This window comes from Cyclobacterium jeungdonense, assembly GCF_010994275.1.
In the GTDB taxonomy this organism is placed as follows: Bacteria; Bacteroidota; Bacteroidia; order Cytophagales; family Cyclobacteriaceae; genus Cyclobacterium; species Cyclobacterium jeungdonense.
In genome coordinates this window covers 204,484-224,437 of record NZ_WMCD01000002.1, presented here as the reverse complement: position 1 = coordinate 224,437, position 19,954 = coordinate 204,484, and the positions used below count along the sequence as shown (strand labels likewise).

Sequence of the window (19,954 nt, the reverse complement as noted above, 5' to 3'; positions counted from 1 at the left end):
TCAGGATTTGGTTAGGAATTCATCCAAATTCATCAGCGCATTGGCGATGAGCGCCAAGGCTGCCAGCTCCGGGTTTTTCTGCTCGTCTTCTGCAAATTGCAGCCATTCCTCCATCGCCTCTGTGTTGGATGAGAAATCTTCCAAGGCGAATGCATACAATGATTGAAGGTGCTCCTGTTTTTGCGGACTGATGGGTTGCAACAAGAGTCTTTCGTAAGCCCAGGAAATGGGGTCTGCAGCATCGGAGCGGTACATGCTTAGAGCCAGGTGAAAAGCGGCCTCCTGGTATACCGGATCATTTAATGTAACCAAGGCCTGCAGGGGAGTATTGGTTACGGTACGGCTAATGGTGCAAACTTCCCGGCTTCCTGCATCGAAGCTAATAAAAGAAGGGTAGGGGCTGGTACGTTTCAGAAACGTATAAACGGCTCTACGGTAACGGTCTTCTCCTTCACTGGTTTCCCAGGATTCTCCGTTGTAGACGGTTTGCCATACATTATCCGGCTGGGGAGGCATCACCGGTTTGCCATACATTTTTCTGCTTAGAAGGCCCGAAGCGGCAAGTGCCTGATCCCGGATTTGTTCTGCACTGAGCCGGAATCTCGGGCCTCTAGCATACCATTTGTTTTCCGGGTCTTTTTCATGAAGAAAGGCAGAGGAAACAGAGGACTGCCGATACGTTCCGGACAAGACCATATCTTTAATTAAAGGTTTTAACCTCCAGTTGTGGTCTTCCATTAATCGGACAGCCAACCAGTCTAGTAATTGCCGATGACTGGGCGGGTCTGATTGGGTGCCCATATCTTCCAAGGTGCTGACAATTCCGCGGCCAAATAATTGTTCCCAAAGCCGGTTAGCAAGGGTTCGGGCGGTCAGTGGATTTTCTTTGCTGGTCAGCCAGTAGGCAAGCCCAAGGCGATTTTCAGGCCATTCCGGATCCCAGCTGTTAAGAACGGCAGGCACATCTGGTTTTACAGCTTCCCCTTTGAGCATCCAATTGCCTCTTTCAAACACATGGGTTTCCCGCTTCATGTAATCCGGGTTTTCTACGAGGATAGGAACTGACGGGGTGTTTTTGTTGAGCAAGGTTAAAAAATCGTGGTCTATTTCTTCGTGCCCGGGTTGATCTTGTCCGGGTAACTCCGGAAAAAAGCCAAACCAATTGATGGTAGAAGTGGTCTGCTGCGGTTTCAGGGATTTGTTCTCCATGTGGAGGTAAAGGTCCACCTTTTCATGCAATTCTTTTATGGGAAAGCGGCGTATTACCCTACCCTCCGTTTTTCCCAGGGTGAATTGAGCCAGGATTTCCCCCTCTGGCCCGCCTTTACGAATGGTCAGCAGGTTTCCTTCGTTTCCTGTCCAGTAATTAATATAAATATAGGGCGAGCCTCCGGTGTAGACATCCCGTAAGTAACAGGATCCATTATCCCAAAGGCCCAGCCATTTGGTGTCGATCAATTCACCATTTTCAAAGTCCTCGGCGATGTGGGCATGGTATTTGGGTTCCTGGTAAAGCAGGATAGCCTCCATTTTATTCTCCAGCGTTTCATTCCCGTACTGGGCAGCCCAGGATTTTATTTCCTCCATGCGGATGCTGTCTTCCCCGGTGTAGAATTTTAATTTGGGTTCCTCCCCATGGGTGTCTTCATCCCGGCTGTTATTGAAGAAAGCCATAAGCTGGTAATAATCTTCGTGCCTAAATGGATCGTATGGGTGGCTGTGGCACTGCACGCAGGACATGGTCGTGCTCTGCCAAACTTCAAAGGTGGTATTGACCCGGTCGATCACGGCAGTTACCCGAAATTCCTCATCCTGAGTACCACCTTCATCGTTATTCATGGTGTTGCGGTGAAAAGCAGTGGCTGTTAGTTGGTCTAAATCCGGGTCGGGCAATAAATCTCCGGCAAGTTGTTCGATGGTAAACTGGTCAAAAGGCATGTCTGCGTTCAGGGCTTTGATCACCCAGTCCCGATATGCCCAGATTTGGCGGCTGACGTCCCGTTCATAGCCTTTGGTATCCGCGTATCGAGCCAGGTCCAGCCACCAGGAAGCCCACTTTTCCCCAAAAGCAGGATTGTCCAATAGCTCATCTACCAACTCTTCATAACTCATCTGGCCGGATTTCCACCGGCTTACCAAGGCTTCATCAGGAGGAAGCCCGGTAAGATCCAGGCTCAGCCTTCGAATAAGGATGTTTTTACCTGCTTCTGAGGAAGGGCTAAGTTCTTGCCGGGCCAGACCTTCGGCTATAAACCGGTCAATGTCATTTTGAATGAAAGGCGGGGCTTCTTCGGAGAGTAAGCCTGCCTGAAGGCCCTTTTCAGGAGCCACTGGTTTCGCCGGCGTTTTGTACGCCCAATGTTGGCCCCAGTTTGCACCCTCTTCCACCCACTGGGTGAGAATTTTGATTTCTTCTTCGCTGAGGGGGGCTTTTTTGTACGGCATGCGTACTTCCGGATCGCTTTCGCTCAAGCGGGAGATAAACTCACTGTCGTGGACATCTCCCGGAATAATGGCAGGACGACCGGACTCCGTGGCAGCAAGGGCTTCCTCTTCAAACAGCAGGCTAAATCCCCCGTTTTTTTTGACTCCTCCGTGGCAGGAAATACAGTGCTGGTTGAGTATAGGCTTCACCTGCGTACTGAAATCAATCTCCGTTTCCTGGGTTAAGGCATAGAAAATGACTCCTGCAAGTAGGATGCTGGCCATTCCAATAAGAAAACCGGACTTTTTCATGGGGATTCGGGCACAAGTTTTAATGTCGAAAATTAGCCAGAAAAGCCTGAAATTGCAAAGTATTGCGAAACGTGGACGTAGATCTGCCTGTTTTATGACTGGGAGACCCACCAACAGGCCTGCGACTTACTCAATACGCGATACAATAGTTGGGAAATAGCAAATCCAGATTGTTCAAAGTTTGGAAAATTGCTTATATTAAGTCAAAAATCCAGTCTGATTTGATCTGTAATAAAATTTCGTTATTCCTTGTTTATCTGTTCCTTGCTGGACTGTATCCCAATGCTCCCCTGGCAGCACAGTCGCTTGGATTTTCTGAGAATATTCAATTTGAAGAGATCTTTAATCCCGCGGGACCTGAATCCAATATGGCCAACAGGATGGTGCAGGATAGTGCGGGATTTATTTGGTTTCCGACGCCCGTAGGCTTGTACCGGTACGATGGAACGAATTTCCGCCTTTATCCACTTTCTACTAACGGAGGTCCTGCCGATACCGAAAGCCTTTTGGTGGATCGGCAAGGGAATTATTGGGTGGGTGGATTTGGAGGGGGACTGTATCGTATGAATCCGGAAACAGGAGCGTTTCAAAATTACGTTTATCGCGGCAATGAGGAAGCGGCTTCACCGAGCCATATCGGCAACCTGGCAGAAGGTCCCGAGGGAAAAATATGGTTGGCAACGCGGGAAGGAGTATTCGCTTTTAACCCTGAAGTATCATCATTTGAGCATTATGATAAGGTAGAAGTAAATGGGGTTTCACTTCCTATAGGTTATGCTGAAACAGTACTTGTTGATCGCAGCGGAAATAGTTGGGTTGGGGCTGGCTATATTTGGGGCGACGTAGAAAGGGAAGATACGGGTGGCCTTCTCAAGTTCAATGTGGAGGAAAATGCCTTCGATCTATTACTCCCGGATACATTTAAAGAAGCACCAGCTAATTCCTTTAACATCAGTAGTCTTTACGAAGACAAGCAGGGCAATATCTGGATAGGCACGGCGGATCGGGAATTGTTCAAATTTGATCCAGTAACCCACACGTTTCAGCAAATACCGCTCAGGTTGCGGGACCTGCCAACCCGACCCGTGTGGAGTATTCTTAGCGATATTACCCAGGACTGCCATGGTCGGTTTTGGTTGGGGGTAACCCATGATGGGATGTACCTTTTTGACCCGGCGGATGATAGCACCCGTTATTTTGCGATCGACCCCGCCCACCCAACGAACGGATCAGCCAATAATGCCTGGAAGTTTCTGGCTGCCAGGGATGGATCAATCTACGTTAGCAGCGGACGGGACGAGGGGTATGTAAAGCGATTCGAACCGTGCACGAAGCAGAATTATGAGGGGACATTTGAGACCTTTCTGGCGGGCGATCAGGTCAATGAGATTGTAGCTGGCGCTGGTGAGGAAGGCTGGATAGGCACCCAGGACAATGGCTTGTTTCGTTATCAATCCAGTGGCCTCCTTCGGGCCATGAAGCTGGATTCCGGCGAAAAAAGTATAAAAGCACTTCATCAGGACAGAAAGGGTAATCTTTGGATCGGATGCTGGCCGCAACCTTGCGGACTCCTGCGTCTCAACCTGGATAGCGGGACGAAAGAAGTCCTGCGAAAGGACCCTGAGAATCCCAACAAGCTTTCCTCCGACCTGATCATGGATATACTGGAGGATCGTACCGGCAATATCTGGATCGCCACCTGGGGTGGAGGTCTCAATCGATACGACCCGGTAACCGGAATCTCTACACAGTACCGCTACGATCCGTTGGATTCCACCAGCCTCGGGGGTAATTTTGTTACCAGTTTGTACGAGGATCCATCGGGGATCATCTGGGTAGGAGGTGGAGGTACGCTGCTTGAGCCTTCCGAGCCGGCGTTCCTGGATCGCTTCCTACCCACCCAGGAGGTTTTTGAGCACCACTTCCATGGGATGGAAGTGGAGGCGTTTTCCGAAGTCGACGCAATTACAGACATTACCGGTGCTCCAAATGGTGCCCTCTGGATCAGTAAGCGCGGCGTTATTGTGAGATTTGATCCGAAATCGGGCAGCAAACAGTTGTTTGCCCGAAGCAGGGATTATAATTGGTATTGGAGTATCCATCTGGACAGTAATGGTGGTGTCTGGAGTACCAGTCTGGATGGATTGGCCCATTTGAATCCAACAAGTTCGAATTTTACGGTCTTTCCATGGCATACCTTACCCGTCAGCAGCAATTGGTGGCAGCCGATAGAAGGCCTGGGAGACGACCGCTTTCTGGTCGGAGGTCAGGGTGGTTTTATGCAGTTTTCCGGTCAACATTTACTAGCCGCTAAAGTCGGTCAGCTGCCGGATGTTATTTTGGACCGGTTTGAAAACCAGGGAGAAGCGCTGCTGCCGAAATACCTGAGTCCGGCGGCGGCAAGTCTTCGGGAAGCAAAGCAAATTACCTTGCCTCCCGAACAGAATATCTTTTCCCTAAGTTTGAAAGCTCCTTATTTTCAAAAAGACCAGCCCATATCTATCGAATACATGCTTCATGGCTATGATTTAAACTGGAAGATAGCGGATCAGCAGGGTCTGGTGTCCTATTTTAAGGTTCCGCCCGGATCGTATACGTTAAAAGCCAGGGTAAGAAGTGCCAATGGTTTGGTTACGGAACCGTCACTGAATATGGACATCGTTATACTAACTCCCTGGTGGCAACGCTGGTGGGTATTGGCTTTATTTCTGCTGGCGTTAATGATACTTTCCTATTTTAGTTATCGTGCGATTTTGCGCCGAAAGCTAGCCTTGGTAGAGGCGCGAAAACTCAAGGAAATGGATGCCTTAAAAAATCGGCTGTATACCAATATTACGCATGAATTTCGCACACCGCTCACGGTTATCAGCGGTATCACAGACGAAATCGAAGGGCACGAAAAGGAAAAGAGGCTGATTCAGCGAAATAGCAACCAATTGTTGGGCCTGGTCAATCAGATTCTTCGACTCCAAAAGCTGGAATCGAAAAAAACGGAACTCCGGCCTGTTGCTGGCGATGTAGCCCGATTTCTGAACTATTTAGTGGAATCGTTTCAATCTCTGGCGCAGCGTAAGCACCTGCAGCTTGTTTTTTATGCAGATCCGGCTACTATTCCCATGGATTTCGATGAAGAGAAAATGCAACAGTTGGTATCCAACCTGATTTTTAATGCCATCAAGTTTACGCCGGACTATGGCAAGGTGGAATTAGGGCTAACGCTAATAGCAGACGGAAAAGAGATTCGTATCAAGATACGGGATACGGGAGTAGGAATGCCAGAAGATCAGTTGAAACATATTTTCGACCGTTTCCATCAGTCCGAAAATCAGGGAAATGCCACGGAAGGTACTGGAATTGGCCTTGCACTGGTGAGTGAATTGATAAAGCTCATGAGCGGCCGTATAGAAGTGGAAAGTCAGGTAGGACAGGGGACTACCTTTACCGTTTTTCTTCCACGTCCGGAAGTTGAGGCCTCTGATCAGCTTGTTATGCGAAAGCCAACTATTGATAGTGCTTTTCTCACTCCCCTGGAAGAATCTACCGGGTTCGTCCCCGGAAATAGTGTCCGCTCCGTCGCAGGAGACCCTTACATTTTGCTTGTAGAAGACAATCAGGATGTTGCGTACTACCTGGAAAGGATTCTGCGGGATCAATACCGCATCGGGCTGGCGCGGAATGGAGCGGAGGGAATGGAAAAAGCACTTGAGGAGATTCCTGATATGGTGATCAGCGACGTCATGATGCCCCAAATGGATGGTTTTGCCTTTTGTGCTAAATTAAAAAGAGACCTTAGGACCAGTCATATTCCGGTGATTTTGCTGACAGCCAAAGCGACACAAGGGGAACGGCTGGAAGGTTTGAAAGCTGGTGCGGACGCGTATTTGGCCAAACCTTTCGATAAAGAGGAATTACTCATCCGAATAGAAAAGTTGCTGGACTTGCGTCGGAAAATACAACAGAACTTTTGGCAAAAGGATGCCCGCCATTTGCCGGATTATCAAGATGCTTTTTTAGATAAATTGCATCAAGCAGTGAAAGATAACCTAGGGGATGAAGATTTCGGTACCCTGGAACTTTGCCGTGCAATGGCTATGAGCCGTACCCAACTGCACCGCAAAATCAAAGCGCTGCTGGATATTCCAACGGCACGTTTTATTCAACTCACCCGGCTGCACAGGGCCCGTCAGCTGATCCTGACCACGGATAAAAGCATCGGAGAGGTCAGCTTCGAGACAGGGTTTAAGGACCCTTCGTATTTCACCAAGCTGTATGCGGCTGAATTTGAAGAAATGCCCTCTGAAACACGTAAATAGATGTTAATCAGCGACTTAAATGAGTTATTAGGAACATGATTACCAAAAAGAAAGATTTAAATTGGCGATTTTGCCATTCTTTGCAACAAACTTACTAACTACTTCGACCATTCTGGTAGGATATTGCGATTAGTATTTTCTATCAAAACAAAAAGATATTATGAAAAATCTAATCAATGTTTCTTGCCTGAGCCTGGTATTTCTCATTGGGATTACTACCGCCAACGGTCAGGAGTACGAAGGCATCGTCACTGACTATCCAAAAGAGCAACAAGAGGTAATTCAAACGATTGACGACATCATGCTAAGCGTGAAAAAGGGAGATGTAGACAAGTTAATCGGGTTCCATTTCTACAGCCCGAAGTTTACGGAGTTTAAACAAGGTGCAGCCCGAAACGGAGCCGAAGCTAACGAGGCCTTTGAAAGAGAAGTTTTTGGAAACGTCACCGAGGTGGTTAAAATGGATGCCCGTGACTTGAAGGTGGCAGTGTACCATGGAAAGGTTGCAAATGCCACTTTCCACTCGGATTTCCACCTGAAATTCGGCGATGACCTCGCCGTTATCAATGACCAGATCACCTTGCTTTTCGTTAAAAATGGGCAGGGTGAATGGAAAATTGTTCACGAACATCATTCCCCGCTTGCGGAAAAATAGAGATGGCATACCTGAGTTTGTTGCATTTTCCCATAATCTGGATGGATGATTTGCGACACATAGCCTGAAAGACAACATCCCAATCCTATGAAAGCCAGTAGCTCCCTTTATGATACCTGGGCGGGTAACTGGCAGAAAAATAGGGATCACATGATTTTATTTTATAATAACAATATTCGTTAAAATCTAGCTCATCATGAAAAAAGCGATAGTTTATACCTGCTTCTTCGCGGTAAGTGTTTTAACCGCAAGAGCACAGAACGCAGAAAAACAAGCAATCATACATGTAATCGAAGGCGAGCACCTGGCAGCATGCGCCAAAGACTTTGACACGTTCTCCAGTTTCTACGATCATAGTGAAAATGTGATTTGGGGAAATGGAGTTAGCCTTAGTTTCAAAGGGTGGACAGAAGTGGAAAATCAGCTACGACCATTAATGGAGCAGATGCCAAATCCGCTTGAACCCAGCGTATTTTACAATTACCAGATCGCCGTTGCCGGAGACCAGGCCTGGGCGACCTTTGACAAGAAAAATAGAGGGGCGACCACGCCTATTTCCAAAGAACAACGCATTCTCGTCAAGAAAGATGGGGAATGGAAGCTGGTGGTCATGCTATTTTTCCCGCTTTAAGCGGCAATGCGGGTTTCATCGAAGTAGTGTCCGTATTCGCTGCCGGTTTTAATCCAATCCACCGGGCAATGCTGCTGCGGAAATGGACTCCGGCAGCCTGCGGCCTACAATTAAACAGACAGGGCCGAAGCCGCCCTTCCATTAGCTTAAATCTGGATTGATAATGGCTGCAAACGTAGTTTTGAATTCTGGCTTAGGGTACTTATAAACGCGTGTTTGGTTTTTTTCCTTCTCGGAAAAAGCCGTGACGTCCCTAAGTAAGCGGACATGTCCGGACAGGCATTCTTTTTCTTCTCAGATGGGGTTCTGTTTGATGTCCACGTTTTTTTCGCATTGATATGCTTTTAATTTTCCCTTCTTGACTTTTTTCCGTTTTTGCTAATTGACTGGGCATTTTCTGATTCCCTAACTAAAGCCCCAATAGCAGTACTCAAGCGCAATAACTGCCTGCTCATCCCATATTCTTTCTGGGACTTTCGTAAGATTCTGAAAATCCTCACCATTATAACTACAAAAAACCTTTATCCTTTATGATATTCATTTCCTAACTTAAAAAGCTCTCTTAATTGCCATTTCAATTATCAAGAATTATTGTCAATTAAACGCCATGCTCAATGAAGTTCCAATAAAGAAATTGCTTTGCGTGGGAGCCTGTTGGCTGTCCAGGAAAATTTCATCCTCTCTACTGGTAAAGTTCCTTCCTTCTACCCGCCAGAGCACATTTTCCATTACCTGCACATCCAGATTCACAGAATACCCAAAAGTTTGAAAAACATTGCCGGTGGAAATGATCACTTCATCTTTATCGGAATAGTACTCCACCCTGGCAGAAAAAGCCCATTTTTCGGTAAGTGTAAACCGACCGATCAGGACAGGGGAGTACCAGGTATGGTAGTCACTACTTCCCGTAGTTACTTGCTCGGCGCCAATGTCAAAACCAGCAATAAACCCAAATTTTTCATGGATTTGAAATTGACCATAAAAATTATGGAAATACCGCATCTGTCGGGTGCTGTCCGGCGTATCGCTGCCAATAAAAGAACTGCTGTTGAGGCTGATGTTTTCGCCTGGCGTCCACGTAAGTTGATGGCCAAAGGCTGGTGTTTGATTGCCGGGCAGACGCTGTATTCGCTGCCAGCCGTTGAGAATTAGCCCGCTCAAAAACCATTTGTCATCATGGCTTGTATACGAAATTTTTGCTCCGGAAAGATAGTAAGGGGAGTTTTCAGCTACCAGGCTGCGTGTCATGTTCCAACAGGTCGCACCAATGGCACTTTCAAAGCCAATATGAGACCCAAAGATACCGGCATCCACCCACAGGTTTTTGGTTTTGGAGATTTTCACGCCCACATTGGCTTCAAATATGTTTTTCAATACACCGGGTTCGGCCGCGAGATTGGCATTGGCATAGGTACCTGTCATCAACGCCAAGGTACCCCTTACTTGATCGTTGTCATAGGCTGCCTGAATGTACCCGAAGTTTAGATTTACTTCGTTGTGCCGGTTGAATGAATAAAGGAAATCGGGGCGGTTGTGGTCCACGGGCTCGCCAAAATCGTACACGTAGTAGGTTTCCAAATACCCACTAATTTTTAATGGGCTCTCGTTGGAGTCGGTCTGGGCAAAAATCAGGTTAACCAGGCCAAAACTCATTGTGATTGAAAGCAGTATTTTAAACATGCCGTTGAAATTAATCCTTGTACAATGTAAGATTTTTTGAAGCCCACGATTATAAATATCAGACCAATCTTCTTACACAGATTAAAAGCGCCAAACAAGTGGCTACTTTAGTGCGGGAACCAACAAAAATGCTCATTGGGAAGGGAATTGCTACCACTCTACCCTTCTTCCATTGGTTTTAAGTTTAAATGGGTGTTTTAGTAGGGCTAAATACCAATAAAAACTTATGCTAAATCAAATCCCCAAGGTCAGTTGGTCTTTCACTTTGTGGTACCTTAAAGCCGCTTTAATGCATTCTTTTAGTTCCAGTACGGGAACTTTCTGATTTAACTCAAACACGATTGCCCGATTCCCCTCGTATTGGAAGGTTCGGTCAAATACCATTCGAAAGGTATCCATCAGCCGAGTCGTGCATTGGAAATACAAGGCATACTGATCCGGGGCTTTTGCTTTCCAATCCATTCGAATAGTGCTGCCCTTTTTGGTTAGAAAACTTGGTTCCCCCCATTTCAATGTCTCTTCCAGTTCATCAACCCCTTCCGTTTCTTCGGCAGTTTCGATAATCAATTCCCGTAAATAAAGCATTTTTTTCCGAATGGGGTCAGGATACCGGGCAAATACCTCCATTACTTTGGGGTTGGTTTTTCGTGCTAGCTTTTCCATGGTCTATTCTTAGTCGGCGGGCTCTAGGTTTTTAGCTGTATTCGTAGGACTTATTTGGACGTTGCAGAACACAGAACCAGGTCCATCCGCTGATTTGAATAAACCTGCCCCTGAGATCGCAAGTATGAATATAAAGTTAGTAAATAAATGACACCTTTTTACCTGATTTTATCCGCTTTGGTTTTGCCTTCCTGGATTAGCCTAATTTACCGTATTAACGTGCCCAATTTTTCCACGCAAGGTCTTGCTAGAGGAAACTGAAAGGCTGACTCTGTCAGTCTTTCAGTGTGACAACGACGACACCGTTTCGCCCTTTATCACTACCTTACCCCGATGCTTTCCTTCACCGAAGTATTGGATGAGCCTCGGGGTATCTTTGAGTAAATAAGGCCCGTCAATGATGATATTAATCTTTTTTTGGTCATAAAGTTCCAGGAAAAAGTCTAAACTCCTATTGGATTTTAAACTCAGGATCAGAAGCTTTTTGGTGGAAAATAGGGATAGGACTTTGCCAAAAAGGACCAGATTTATCAAGCCCGCCGGATTGCCACCGATCGTAACGTATATTCCGTTCGGGGATAGTGCCCGTAAGTAAGACCAGGGATATTGATTGGATTTGCAGTCCAGGATCAAATCGTAGGTGTCACCATTTTTCGTGAAATTGGTTTTCTTGTAGTCTATGACGTGATCATACCCGATTGCCTTCATTTGCTCCAGTTTTTCTCCTGAATCAACTCCGGTAACGACACAGTCTTCCAGTTTGGCCAGCTGAACGGCTAAGGTACCTACCCCTCCACCGCCACCGTTGATAAGGATTTTTTGCCCTTTAGTAAGTTGGCCAAGGTCCCGAAGCGCTTGCAAAGCCAGACAAAATGCATGAGGTACCGCCGTGGCCTCTTCGAAACTCAGGTTATCGGGTTTTTTGACCAAAGCATTTGCATCTACACAGACGTATTCAGCAAAGGTTCCGAAGCCATATTCCGAAATATCTCCAAATACTGCATCTCCAACGGTAAATCTTGTTACATCCGATCCGACTGCATCCACCATTCCGGCCAATTCCATTCCGGGGATTTGCACCCTGGGTCGAAACAGCCCAAACAGCAGTCGGTACAGGTAGGGTTTGCCCCTTACCAAGCTCCAATCGTAATCATTTATTGCTGTAGCACGTATTTGTACCAATACCTCGTGATTTTTGGGAATGGGTTTGTCCACCTCCCTTACATCAAGCACTCGTTCAGGATTGCCGTATGTTATAAATTGGACCGCTTTCATAAGAGTAGGAATTGGTTATTGTTGTCTTTCGATGATATATCTCATTTCATCGCTGTTATTCCATTTGATGCGATCCCCAACCAAGCTGCCAGGGTCCGATTTTAGAAACGTAAAGAGGGGATGCGCCTGTTTTCCATTCACGTCAACTTTATCCGACATAACAAAACTCACCCCATAGGTAAGCTGGCAAAACGCTTCGTTTCGAAATCATAAAACATTTTTTAGGTTCTATTTTTATTTTTCTGGATCCATTTATTGAAAGCGCCGGTGGACCAAAGAGCCCATACAACCAATACAGGTTGGAAAAATAGCCGTATCAATCGTTTTTGGTCGGTATCCAAGCCAAAAGCATCGATACCATTGGTGTATTGAGATAGGTTTCCAGGGAAGATAAGTACGTAAAAGACCGCCAACGCAATCCCCACGTAATAGGTATAACCGGTTAAAAAGATCATAGCAAGTCCCAGCGATATTTCTACCATGCCAGAGGATATGACGACAAAATCCATAAACGCTGGATCCTCAGGTAACCATCGCGGAACCTGGGCCTGGAATTCCTCCCGTTGAAAAGTCAAATGCCCCAGTCCTGCCAGTACCATTAGGCCACCCAGCAGGATTCTCATTAGGTTTTGAATAAGCGTTGTTTTCATTTTGACTATCGTTTGGGATTAAATCGTTTACGATAGAAAAGTACCCAACATTTGTCGCATGATCAAACCAATGTGAATCATTTATTAAAAACCTTAAGTCTGCCCGCAGATTTAATACAGGTATAGGTTCTACGCTCTCAAAACGACATCAATGGAATAAATTGGCCAAAGCGCAGGTGCATAGGGTAGGTGTGCAGCGCCTCCAACCTACAGGCCAGTATCCATGCTCACGACATATTTAGTTCTTTAATGCGTCCTGGTATTTTTTCGTTTGGGGTGTTGCGCTCCTCATTTTTTTGTGGATTATTGAATTTTTATTAATTTAAAACGATGGCAGGTATGCAGGTTTCTTACCTATTGGCTTTTACAATGGTCATTGCTGCTGCTTTATTGCCGAAATCGTAACCTATCCGTCCGTTTTTTGCGTACACGACCCCATACGAAAAATGAGTATCAACCGAAGAACCTTTATTAAATCCGCTGCTTTTGCCGGAGCGGCATTAGCAGCCAGCCCGGACTTGTCAGCCGGCGCCAGGTCCGTTGTCGTTAAGGCAAAAGAGGGAATCGAAATTGATCCCGAGCCTACCTTTGCCTTGTCTCCTTATTTGTACATGCAGTTTATGGAACCCCTGGGCCGCACCGATGGGTCGGTAGAGGCCGCGTGGGATTTTAGTAAACACGCCTGGCGAGAGGACGTGCTGGAAGCCACCCGGGAGCTGGCGCCCAGCATGGTGCGGTTTGGCGGTATTTTCAGCTCCTATTACCGCTGGCGAGAGGGCGTCGGTAAGCGAAGCAGTCGTGTACCCATGCAAAATCTACTGTGGGGCGGGTATGAATCAAACCAGGTAGGCACCGCAGAATTCGTAGACTTTTGCAGGCAGGTGAGTGCCGATCCGCTGATGTGTGTGAATTTTGAGTCCGAAGGCAGTCCCGGATGGTCGATTGACGGTATGGGTAGCGATCGGCGTGGTACCGCTCAGGAAGCAGCCGAATGGGTGGACTATTGCAACAATCCAGAAAATTCGCTGCGAAAGGCCCACGGTATAGACGGTCCCTTGCAAATCCCCTTCTGGCAAATCGGTAACGAAACCTCCTATGCCAACGACCGTTTCCACCTGGATACCGCCGTTCAGAAGACGCTGGCGTTTAGCAAAGAGATGCTTCGGGCCGACCCGTCTATCAAACTGGTCGGCTGGGGCGGTTTGCAAAGATGGGGTGAAGGAAAAGAAACCTTCTGGGCCAGGGAAATGATCGAGCGTGCCGGAGAAAACCTGGATTACGTGGCGTTTCACCACATGTTTAACCCCTACGGCAGGGAGCCAAACAACCCCTTGAAAGGAGTAGATTACCGGAAAGATCCTGCCCGAACCTGGGAATACCTGATGAATGCCTGCGCCTACCACGAGAAAAAAGTACTGGCCATGCGGGAACAGGTGGAGCCCTACCAAATGCCCATGGCCCTGACCGAGTGCCACTACAGTTTTCCGGGCAGAAACCGAAACGAGGTGATGTCCACCTGGGCCACCGGTGTTTCCTATGCCCGCATCGCTAATTTACACGAACGCCACGGGGACCTGCTCAAGATCGCGACCATGGCCGATTTTTGCGGCACCCGTTGGCAGGTCAACGCCCTGATGATTCCTATCCCAAGATCCTACGGGGAAGCATTCCTGATGCCGGTTGCCAAAGTGATGAAACTCTACAGAAAATACAGCGGCACCAACTATTGCGCAACCACACAAACGCCTGCTTACTTGGACGTTACGGCAAGTAGAAAAGGGAATAGGTTGTTTGCGCACGTAGTCAATACGCATCGATCTTCGCCCGTAAAAACCACCTTATCCCTAAAAGGCGCAACGATAGCCTCGATCAAGGTGCATGAAATGGCAGCCGATCCGGAGTTTGAAATAATCGCCCGGGAGCCCGACCCACTCCAAATACAAACAAAAGAGGCACCTGCCGACGGAGCATGGACCTTTCCGGCTGCTTCGGTATCGGCAGTTGAAATCCAACTCGTGTAACCGGGGCCGTGGCGACCAGCTTAGCCACCGGATACTAGCCCGGGCGGATGCTGGCGGTTCGGGGACACACAGGCATCACAGAACCCGCCCTATCCCCGCGCACAAATTACGTTTTAAACAGCAGCATCCCGGCATTGTAATCCTAGGAATCCAAGGCCATCAGATACAGGTTAATGGCTTCTAAAACAGTATGCTGCCAGGACATCCATACCTACCTGTCTTTTTCATTGAGCCAAACTGCCGTCAATATACTTTGGTAATTAAAATAGCTGATGGGCCATTGGATGATTTCCTGAACGATACTACCCGAAACACGTGCCGTTTTTCCAGACTAATTAAATTAGAGCTGAATATTCTTGTTTGAGCAGCCTCAAGATGTTGGCTTTGTGGCAGCATTCACCAAATCCCAGAATTCTTCCCGGTTATTGGTGCGGGGAAACGCCGTATCGGGGGTCTCTACGTTTAAAAACGCGCACAAAGGTTCCCATCCTTCCTTGACCTGATATACCAGTAGTTGTTCGGGCGGGATTAAGGCCACCACTGCGTTATTATGTGCTTCGTATCTTTCTGCCAGGCCCTCGAAATCAAGGCCCATCGGGAAACCTGATTTTTCAATCACCTTCACCACCATATTGAGCCATTCCTGAACAGGAGCTGGTGTGTTTTCCCGTTCGGTAAGCAGTTTGTAGATCGTAGAACCAAAGCTCTCTGCCCACGATTCTTTGCTCCGGTGTGTTAAAATAAATCGACCACTCGGATACGTTGCATAAAGTTCTTTGTAAAAGGCAGCGGTAGGCCAATCAACGGCGCTCTGCATGCCTTCATAAACAGCGTCAAAGTTGGTCGGATGATTCAATAGCTCATTCCAAAGTGGCAGTTGAACGGGCATGTTTTGCGCCACACGCTCCATATGGTGGCAAGGACCCAGTTGTAGTTGTTCGAGTGCTGTTTTCAACGAATAGGTGCCGGTTCTTCCCAGGCCTAATCCAATAACTTTCAATTCCATAATTATTTTTTTTTTTTTTGTTTACTAACTGACTACACTAAATCTGTTTTCGGCGTACCCCTTTTTGACGACAACTGCTTAATCCTGGGATGTTGCTACCCTTTAATTTTTCAGTACAATTCGGAAACGGGCCTTCCCTGATTCCAGATGTTCCATCGCTTCATTGACTTGAGACATGGGGAATTCTTCTGTAATCGGATAAATGTCGTGTCGTACGCAGAATTCCAGCATGGTTCGTGTCAAGGCCGGGCTTCCGAGAGGACTTCCTGCAACAGACTTTTCTCCCATAATCAGAGAAAATGCAGGAATAGCCATCGGTTCTAATACCGCTCCCACATTGTGAAACTTTCCTTTTGGAGCTAAAGCGGTCAAATACGAATTCCAATCCAACGTAACATTGGTCGTATTCAGAATGAAATTCAGAGTTCCGGCGATTTTTGCCAGTTCCTCGGGATTCCTGGAATCCACAACCTGGGTGGCTCCCATTTCCAGGATGGACTTCTTTTTATCAGGTTTGGAGCTAAAAGCGATGACTTCACAGCCCCATTTGTTCAGGAATTTGAGTGCCATATGGCCCAGGCCCCCGATGCCAATTACGCCAACCTTGTCAGTTGCTTTGACTCCGGCGAGAATGATCGGATTAAACACGGTAATACCTCCACAGAGCAAGGGACCGGCTTTGTCCAGATCGATACCCTCTGGTAGCGGTATTGCCCAGGACCAATGGCTTCGAACGTAGTCAGCAAAGCCACCATGTCTGCCACCAATAGTGAATTCGGCTGTAGAGCACAGGTGATGGGAGCCATTCATACACTCATGACAAGACATGCAGGAACCAGAAAGCCAACCCAAACCGACCTTATCCCCGACTTTTACATTTTTGACAGCATTGCCTGCGGCGACAACCTCACCTATGATTTCATGGCCGGGAACAATGGGATAGGCCGTCATTCCCCAGTCATTATTCATCATACTAAGATCTGAGTGGCAAATGCCACAGTTGATTACCCTGATATCGACTTGCTCAGTACCTAATTCTCCCAGTTCGTAAGAAAAGGGTTTTAACTTTTCATGGGGGCCATTGGCGGCATATGCGGATACGTTCATAGTTGTAATTGAGTTTAAAATGTGGAAAATTGGGTTGATAATTTTGAAGTATTGTATTTTAACCGATGATAATTTTTTTTCAAGGAAGGATCGGGTTGATGAACTGATGTAGATCTGATTGCATAAGCTTAATGTGATTCCACCTCTTTTCTAGGATTGTTTGTGCTCCCTGTCCTATCCGAAGTTGAAGTTTCCATGGCCCTTTGCCTGACATAATGCCGCAAATCCTCCAGCTCTCTTTCCGTAATTTCAGGTTGTCCCGGCATCCCTCTTCCTGCTAAAATGCCATCGCGCACAATAGAAGAAAAAGCTTCTTTGTTTAAAACAAGAGCCGATGCCCTCAGGTCCGGTGCCATGCCTCCCGCAATTAAACCAGATCCATGGCAAACACCGCAGCTCGTGTATACTATGGCTCCTCTTGCTGCCATCTCATCGTTGATTGTAAAATTAGGATCATTCAGAGGTTCGGGAAAATAAGGGGGTGGAAGAGCGGCCATCTCTGCAGAACCCTCCAGCGAAAAACTGATCAGGCGCCGGCTATGGATGCCATACGACCAACCCAGTTCGGCAGCATCCGCACCTAGCCCGGCAAAGCCGCCACCAAAGCCAACCAGCAGCGATATATATTGTCTTCCGTTAATCGTGTAGGTGATTGGCGGAGCAGAAATACCCAGGCCGGCATCAAACTCCCACAGGATTTCTCCCGTTGATGCTTCATAAGCTAAAAATTTGCCGTCCGACCGCCCTTGGAAAACCAGGTTTCCGGCCGTGGTCAATGTACCAGCATTCCAAAATGTCTCCTGTGGCAGATACCAGGCCACCTCTTGTTTAACTGGGTCCCAGGCTTGCAGAGATGCACTGTATTCCCTGGGTTGTTTATCAGAAAATTTCCGGCGCACTCCAAGTCCACCGGTAAATTCCCGGGCCTGCCAGTTCTCAAGATCGATCCCTTCATCGGAAAAATTTGTTGAAAGATGATGGGTAGGAATATAAACCAGCCCGGTTTGCGGATTGTATGACATGGCCTGCCAGTTATGAGCACCCCAGGGGCTAGGGGTGATATCAGCTGGTCCGTCCTCATACCGTGAACCTTCCACTTCTACAGGGCGGCCTGTTTTCATATCAATATGAGATGCCCAAGTGGTTTCAACATAGGGTTCTGCGGAAATCAATTTACCCGTCTTGCGGTCAATTACATAGAAAAAGCCATTCTTTGGTGCGTGAAGAATAGCTTTTCTCTCCTCCCCCTCAATATTCAGGTCAGCAAGAATAATGTCCATATTGGATGTATAGTCCCAGGTATCTCCCGGAGTGGTCTGGTAGTGCCAGACATATTCGCCCGTATCCGGGTTCAGCGCCACGATACAGCTTAAAAAAAGATTATCACCGCCGCCTGGGCTTCTGATTTTCTGGTTCCACGGCGATCCGTTACCCGTTCCGATATAGAGCATATCCAGTTCGGCGTCATAGGTAAACCCGTGCCAGGCATTTCCGCCCCCGCCGTGCTTCCACCAGTCGCCAGTCCAAGTCTCAGCCGCCATTTCCATGGCTGCATTTTCGAAGCCGTCGGCCGGGTTTCCAGGCACAATATAGAATTTCCACGCCTCCTCACCGGTATCCGCTTCATAAGCGGTAACCCAGCCGCGGGTCGGGCCATTTTCCGTTCCGCCGTTGCCGATCAGCACTTTCCCTTTGAAAGCCTTGGGAGCTCCCGTAATGTATAGGGAACGCTCCATATCATAGGTACGAACCGACCAGATCTCGGCGCCGGTGCCTGCATCAATGGCAATCAGCCTACCATCCCAGGTGGCGGCAAAAATTCTGCCTTCATAAAACGAGATCCCCCGGCTGTGAGCCCATCCAATTTTCCTCTTTCCCTTTACTTCTTCAACTACTTTGGGGTCATATTCCCAGATCAGAGAGCCGTTCGTTGCATCTACCGCCCTGATGATATTCATGGTTCCCGTAAAATACATCACGCCATTTACCACCAGAGGTGTTGACACCAGGCCCACATCGTTTGGGAGTTCTATGAACCAATCCACTTTCAGGTCAGCCACATTATTGGTATTGATGTCAGTTGCAGGACTATACCGCCGCTCGTTGTGTGTACGGCCGTAAGCAAGCCAGTCTGAGGTCTGTTTCTCATCGGCAAGAGCAACATCGGCGAAGAGTGGAGCTTGATTTTTATTTCCGCACGAAACCAACAGCGATAGTCCGATTAATGCTGTTACGGTTTTTTTCATGATTTATTTAAGTTATATCTTTAAACTTATAGGTTTATCGGAGACAAGGATTTGGGTTTTGGCCATCGATTTTTTTAGGATCCAGCATGCTTCCCAAAGGTGCTTAGACGGTTTAGAACATGATTCCAAGGTCGTTGATTGCGAACTGGTTGAAATTGACCATTGGAGATTTTTTCTAGGATCCTGATAATCGAGCATCGGGGTATAGTTCGAGACCGGATTGGTTTACTCATTCAAAGCATCATGTAATTTTTTCGTATCCACATATTGTTGAAAAGCAACCACTTTCCCGTCTTTCAATGTCCAGAAATGGGCCACTTGGGCATTGTATGTTTTTCCTTTTTTGGTTTTGGCATCATAGCGTAAGGTGGCCAGTACTTTGTCATTGAGCATCTCGTGCAGCTCGATGTCTTTCAAATTAAAATATTCATGTTCCTCACCAATGCGGGCAAAAACACCATTCAGCACCGCATCTGGTCCCTTGTATGGATTGCCATCTGCATAAGCATTACCTTCAGCCTCATTCCAAATGATATTTGAATCCATCATTCCCAGAACTGTCGGGATATCGCCAACGCCAAAGGCCTTATAGAGTCCATCTATGACAGCCCGATTTTGGGTGGCAATTTTTAAATCATCTTCATGTGTTTTCATAGAATTCTTACTGTTTTAAATTATTAAGTTACTTTTTAACTTTTCCAAAGTTTGGAACTTTGGAAAAGTTAGTTATTGTGGTTTATGTACTTCCAATTCAATTTCGATTAAAAATTCAGGCAAAGCCAGCCCTTTGACCTCCAGCCAGGAACCGGTCGGAAACTGATGGGTGTAGATGGAATGGCGGTATTCGGCATGGGAATATCCGTAGGCTTTTTCTATTTCGGGTCTCAAGCAGAAGTACGCTGGTTTTTCTGATTTCATAGGAATCGTTTAGTCGAATCGTATATTTTTGATTATGTAAAAAAAATGGCGGA

The 19,954-nt window shown here is 47.1% G+C and carries 14 protein-coding genes and 1 pseudogene; 4 read left to right on the top strand and 11 right to left on the bottom strand.

The features are described 5' to 3' along the window. A complete protein-coding gene (locus GKS34_RS06040) occupies positions 1 to 2,736 on the bottom strand; it encodes a PSD1 and planctomycete cytochrome C domain-containing protein (protein WP_163383912.1) in 2,736 nt (911 codons plus the stop codon). A gap of 221 nt (positions 2,737 to 2,957) precedes the next feature. Between GKS34_RS06040 and GKS34_RS06035 the strand changes: the two genes are divergently transcribed. The 3 genes from GKS34_RS06035 to GKS34_RS06025 all read left to right on the top strand — a co-directional run bounded on the left by GKS34_RS06035 (position 2,958) and on the right by GKS34_RS06025 (position 8,335). Next, positions 2,958 to 7,049, top strand: coding sequence for an ATP-binding protein (locus GKS34_RS06035; protein WP_163383911.1), 4,092 nt, complete (start codon positions 2,958 to 2,960; stop codon positions 7,047 to 7,049). 160 nt (positions 7,050 to 7,209) lie between these two features. Beyond that, positions 7,210 to 7,704 (top strand): YybH family protein, encoded by a 495-nt coding sequence (locus GKS34_RS06030; protein ID WP_163383910.1) that lies wholly within the window; start codon positions 7,210 to 7,212, stop codon positions 7,702 to 7,704. A 196-nt stretch (positions 7,705 to 7,900) separates the two neighbouring features. Next, a complete protein-coding gene (locus GKS34_RS06025; protein ID WP_163383909.1) occupies positions 7,901 to 8,335 on the top strand; it encodes a nuclear transport factor 2 family protein in 435 nt (144 codons plus the stop codon). Between the two features lie 594 nt (positions 8,336 to 8,929). Here the strand turns inward: GKS34_RS06025 and GKS34_RS06020 are convergent. The 5 genes and pseudogenes from GKS34_RS06020 to GKS34_RS06000 all read right to left on the bottom strand — a co-directional run bounded on the left by GKS34_RS06020 (position 8,930) and on the right by GKS34_RS06000 (position 12,603). After that, positions 8,930 to 10,015: a porin gene (locus tag GKS34_RS06020; RefSeq protein ID WP_163383908.1), complete on the bottom strand. Its 1,086-nt coding sequence runs from the start codon at positions 10,013 to 10,015 to the stop codon at positions 8,930 to 8,932. A gap of 234 nt (positions 10,016 to 10,249) precedes the next feature. Further along, complete coding sequence (locus tag GKS34_RS06015; protein ID WP_163383907.1) at positions 10,250 to 10,678, bottom strand: DUF1801 domain-containing protein; 429 nt, start codon at positions 10,676 to 10,678, stop codon at positions 10,250 to 10,252. A 282-nt stretch (positions 10,679 to 10,960) separates the two neighbouring features. Beyond that, positions 10,961 to 11,953, bottom strand: a complete 993-nt coding sequence (locus GKS34_RS06010) for an NAD(P)-dependent alcohol dehydrogenase (RefSeq protein WP_163383906.1) — start codon at positions 11,951 to 11,953, stop codon at positions 10,961 to 10,963. 15 nt (positions 11,954 to 11,968) lie between these two features. Next, a pseudogene (locus GKS34_RS06005) lies at positions 11,969 to 12,136 on the bottom strand (glutathione peroxidase); the annotation flags it as partial. Positions 12,137 to 12,174: 38 nt separating this feature from the next. Next, a complete protein-coding gene (locus tag GKS34_RS06000; protein WP_163383904.1) occupies positions 12,175 to 12,603 on the bottom strand; it encodes a DoxX family protein in 429 nt (142 codons plus the stop codon). Between the two features lie 446 nt (positions 12,604 to 13,049). Here GKS34_RS06000 and GKS34_RS05995 point away from each other — a divergent pair, with 446 nt between their 5' ends. Then, positions 13,050 to 14,624, top strand: a complete 1,575-nt coding sequence (locus GKS34_RS05995; RefSeq protein ID WP_163383903.1) for an alpha-L-arabinofuranosidase family protein — start codon at positions 13,050 to 13,052, stop codon at positions 14,622 to 14,624. Between the two features lie 370 nt (positions 14,625 to 14,994). On the opposite strand, the gene GKS34_RS05990 is transcribed toward GKS34_RS05995, so the two are convergent. From GKS34_RS05990 to GKS34_RS05970, 5 genes are all read right to left on the bottom strand, one after another. Next, entirely contained in the window at positions 14,995 to 15,630 is a 636-nt protein-coding gene (locus GKS34_RS05990) for a sulfotransferase family protein (protein WP_163383902.1), read from the bottom strand. Between the two features lie 102 nt (positions 15,631 to 15,732). Next, positions 15,733 to 16,737 carry an NADPH-dependent aldehyde reductase Ahr gene (gene ahr / locus GKS34_RS05985; RefSeq protein WP_163383901.1) on the bottom strand — a complete coding sequence of 335 codons (1,005 nt, stop codon included), beginning with the start codon at positions 16,735 to 16,737 and terminating at the stop codon, positions 15,733 to 15,735. A 128-nt stretch (positions 16,738 to 16,865) separates the two neighbouring features. Continuing rightward, a complete protein-coding gene (locus tag GKS34_RS05980; RefSeq protein ID WP_163383900.1) occupies positions 16,866 to 18,983 on the bottom strand; it encodes a PQQ-dependent dehydrogenase, methanol/ethanol family in 2,118 nt (705 codons plus the stop codon). Positions 18,984 to 19,208: 225 nt separating this feature from the next. Then, the gene (locus tag GKS34_RS05975) at positions 19,209 to 19,637 is read right to left on the bottom strand and encodes a nuclear transport factor 2 family protein (RefSeq protein WP_163383899.1); all 429 of its coding nucleotides are present in this window, start codon (positions 19,635 to 19,637) and stop codon (positions 19,209 to 19,211) included. Positions 19,638 to 19,709: 72 nt separating this feature from the next. Further along, positions 19,710 to 19,901 carry a RidA family protein gene (locus GKS34_RS05970; protein WP_163383898.1) on the bottom strand — a complete coding sequence of 64 codons (192 nt, stop codon included), beginning with the start codon at positions 19,899 to 19,901 and terminating at the stop codon, positions 19,710 to 19,712. Positions 19,902 to 19,954 lie beyond the last annotated feature (53 nt).

Bases quoted from the DNA above. Each gene is read 5' to 3' on its own strand.
- GKS34_RS06040 (WP_163383912.1), bottom strand. From the start codon at position 2,736: ATGAAAAAGTCCGGTTTTCTTATTGGAATGGCCAGCATCCTACTTGCA.
- GKS34_RS06030 (WP_163383910.1), top strand. From the start codon at position 7,210: ATGAAAAATCTAATCAATGTTTCTTGCCTGAGCCTGGTATTTCTCATT.
- GKS34_RS06025 (WP_163383909.1), top strand. From the start codon at position 7,901: ATGAAAAAAGCGATAGTTTATACCTGCTTCTTCGCGGTAAGTGTTTTA.
- GKS34_RS06020 (WP_163383908.1), bottom strand. From the start codon at position 10,015: ATGTTTAAAATACTGCTTTCAATCACAATGAGTTTTGGCCTGGTTAAC.
- GKS34_RS06015 (WP_163383907.1), bottom strand. From the start codon at position 10,678: ATGGAAAAGCTAGCACGAAAAACCAACCCCAAAGTAATGGAGGTATTT.
- GKS34_RS06010 (WP_163383906.1), bottom strand. From the start codon at position 11,953: ATGAAAGCGGTCCAATTTATAACATACGGCAATCCTGAACGAGTGCTT.
- GKS34_RS06000 (WP_163383904.1), bottom strand. From the start codon at position 12,603: ATGAAAACAACGCTTATTCAAAACCTAATGAGAATCCTGCTGGGTGGC.
- GKS34_RS05995 (WP_163383903.1), top strand. From the start codon at position 13,050: ATGAGTATCAACCGAAGAACCTTTATTAAATCCGCTGCTTTTGCCGGA.
- GKS34_RS05990 (WP_163383902.1), bottom strand. From the start codon at position 15,630: ATGGAATTGAAAGTTATTGGATTAGGCCTGGGAAGAACCGGCACCTAT.
- ahr (WP_163383901.1), bottom strand. From the start codon at position 16,737: ATGAACGTATCCGCATATGCCGCCAATGGCCCCCATGAAAAGTTAAAA.
- GKS34_RS05980 (WP_163383900.1), bottom strand. From the start codon at position 18,983: ATGAAAAAAACCGTAACAGCATTAATCGGACTATCGCTGTTGGTTTCG.
- GKS34_RS05975 (WP_163383899.1), bottom strand. From the start codon at position 19,637: ATGAAAACACATGAAGATGATTTAAAAATTGCCACCCAAAATCGGGCT.
- GKS34_RS05970 (WP_163383898.1), bottom strand. From the start codon at position 19,901: ATGAAATCAGAAAAACCAGCGTACTTCTGCTTGAGACCCGAAATAGAA.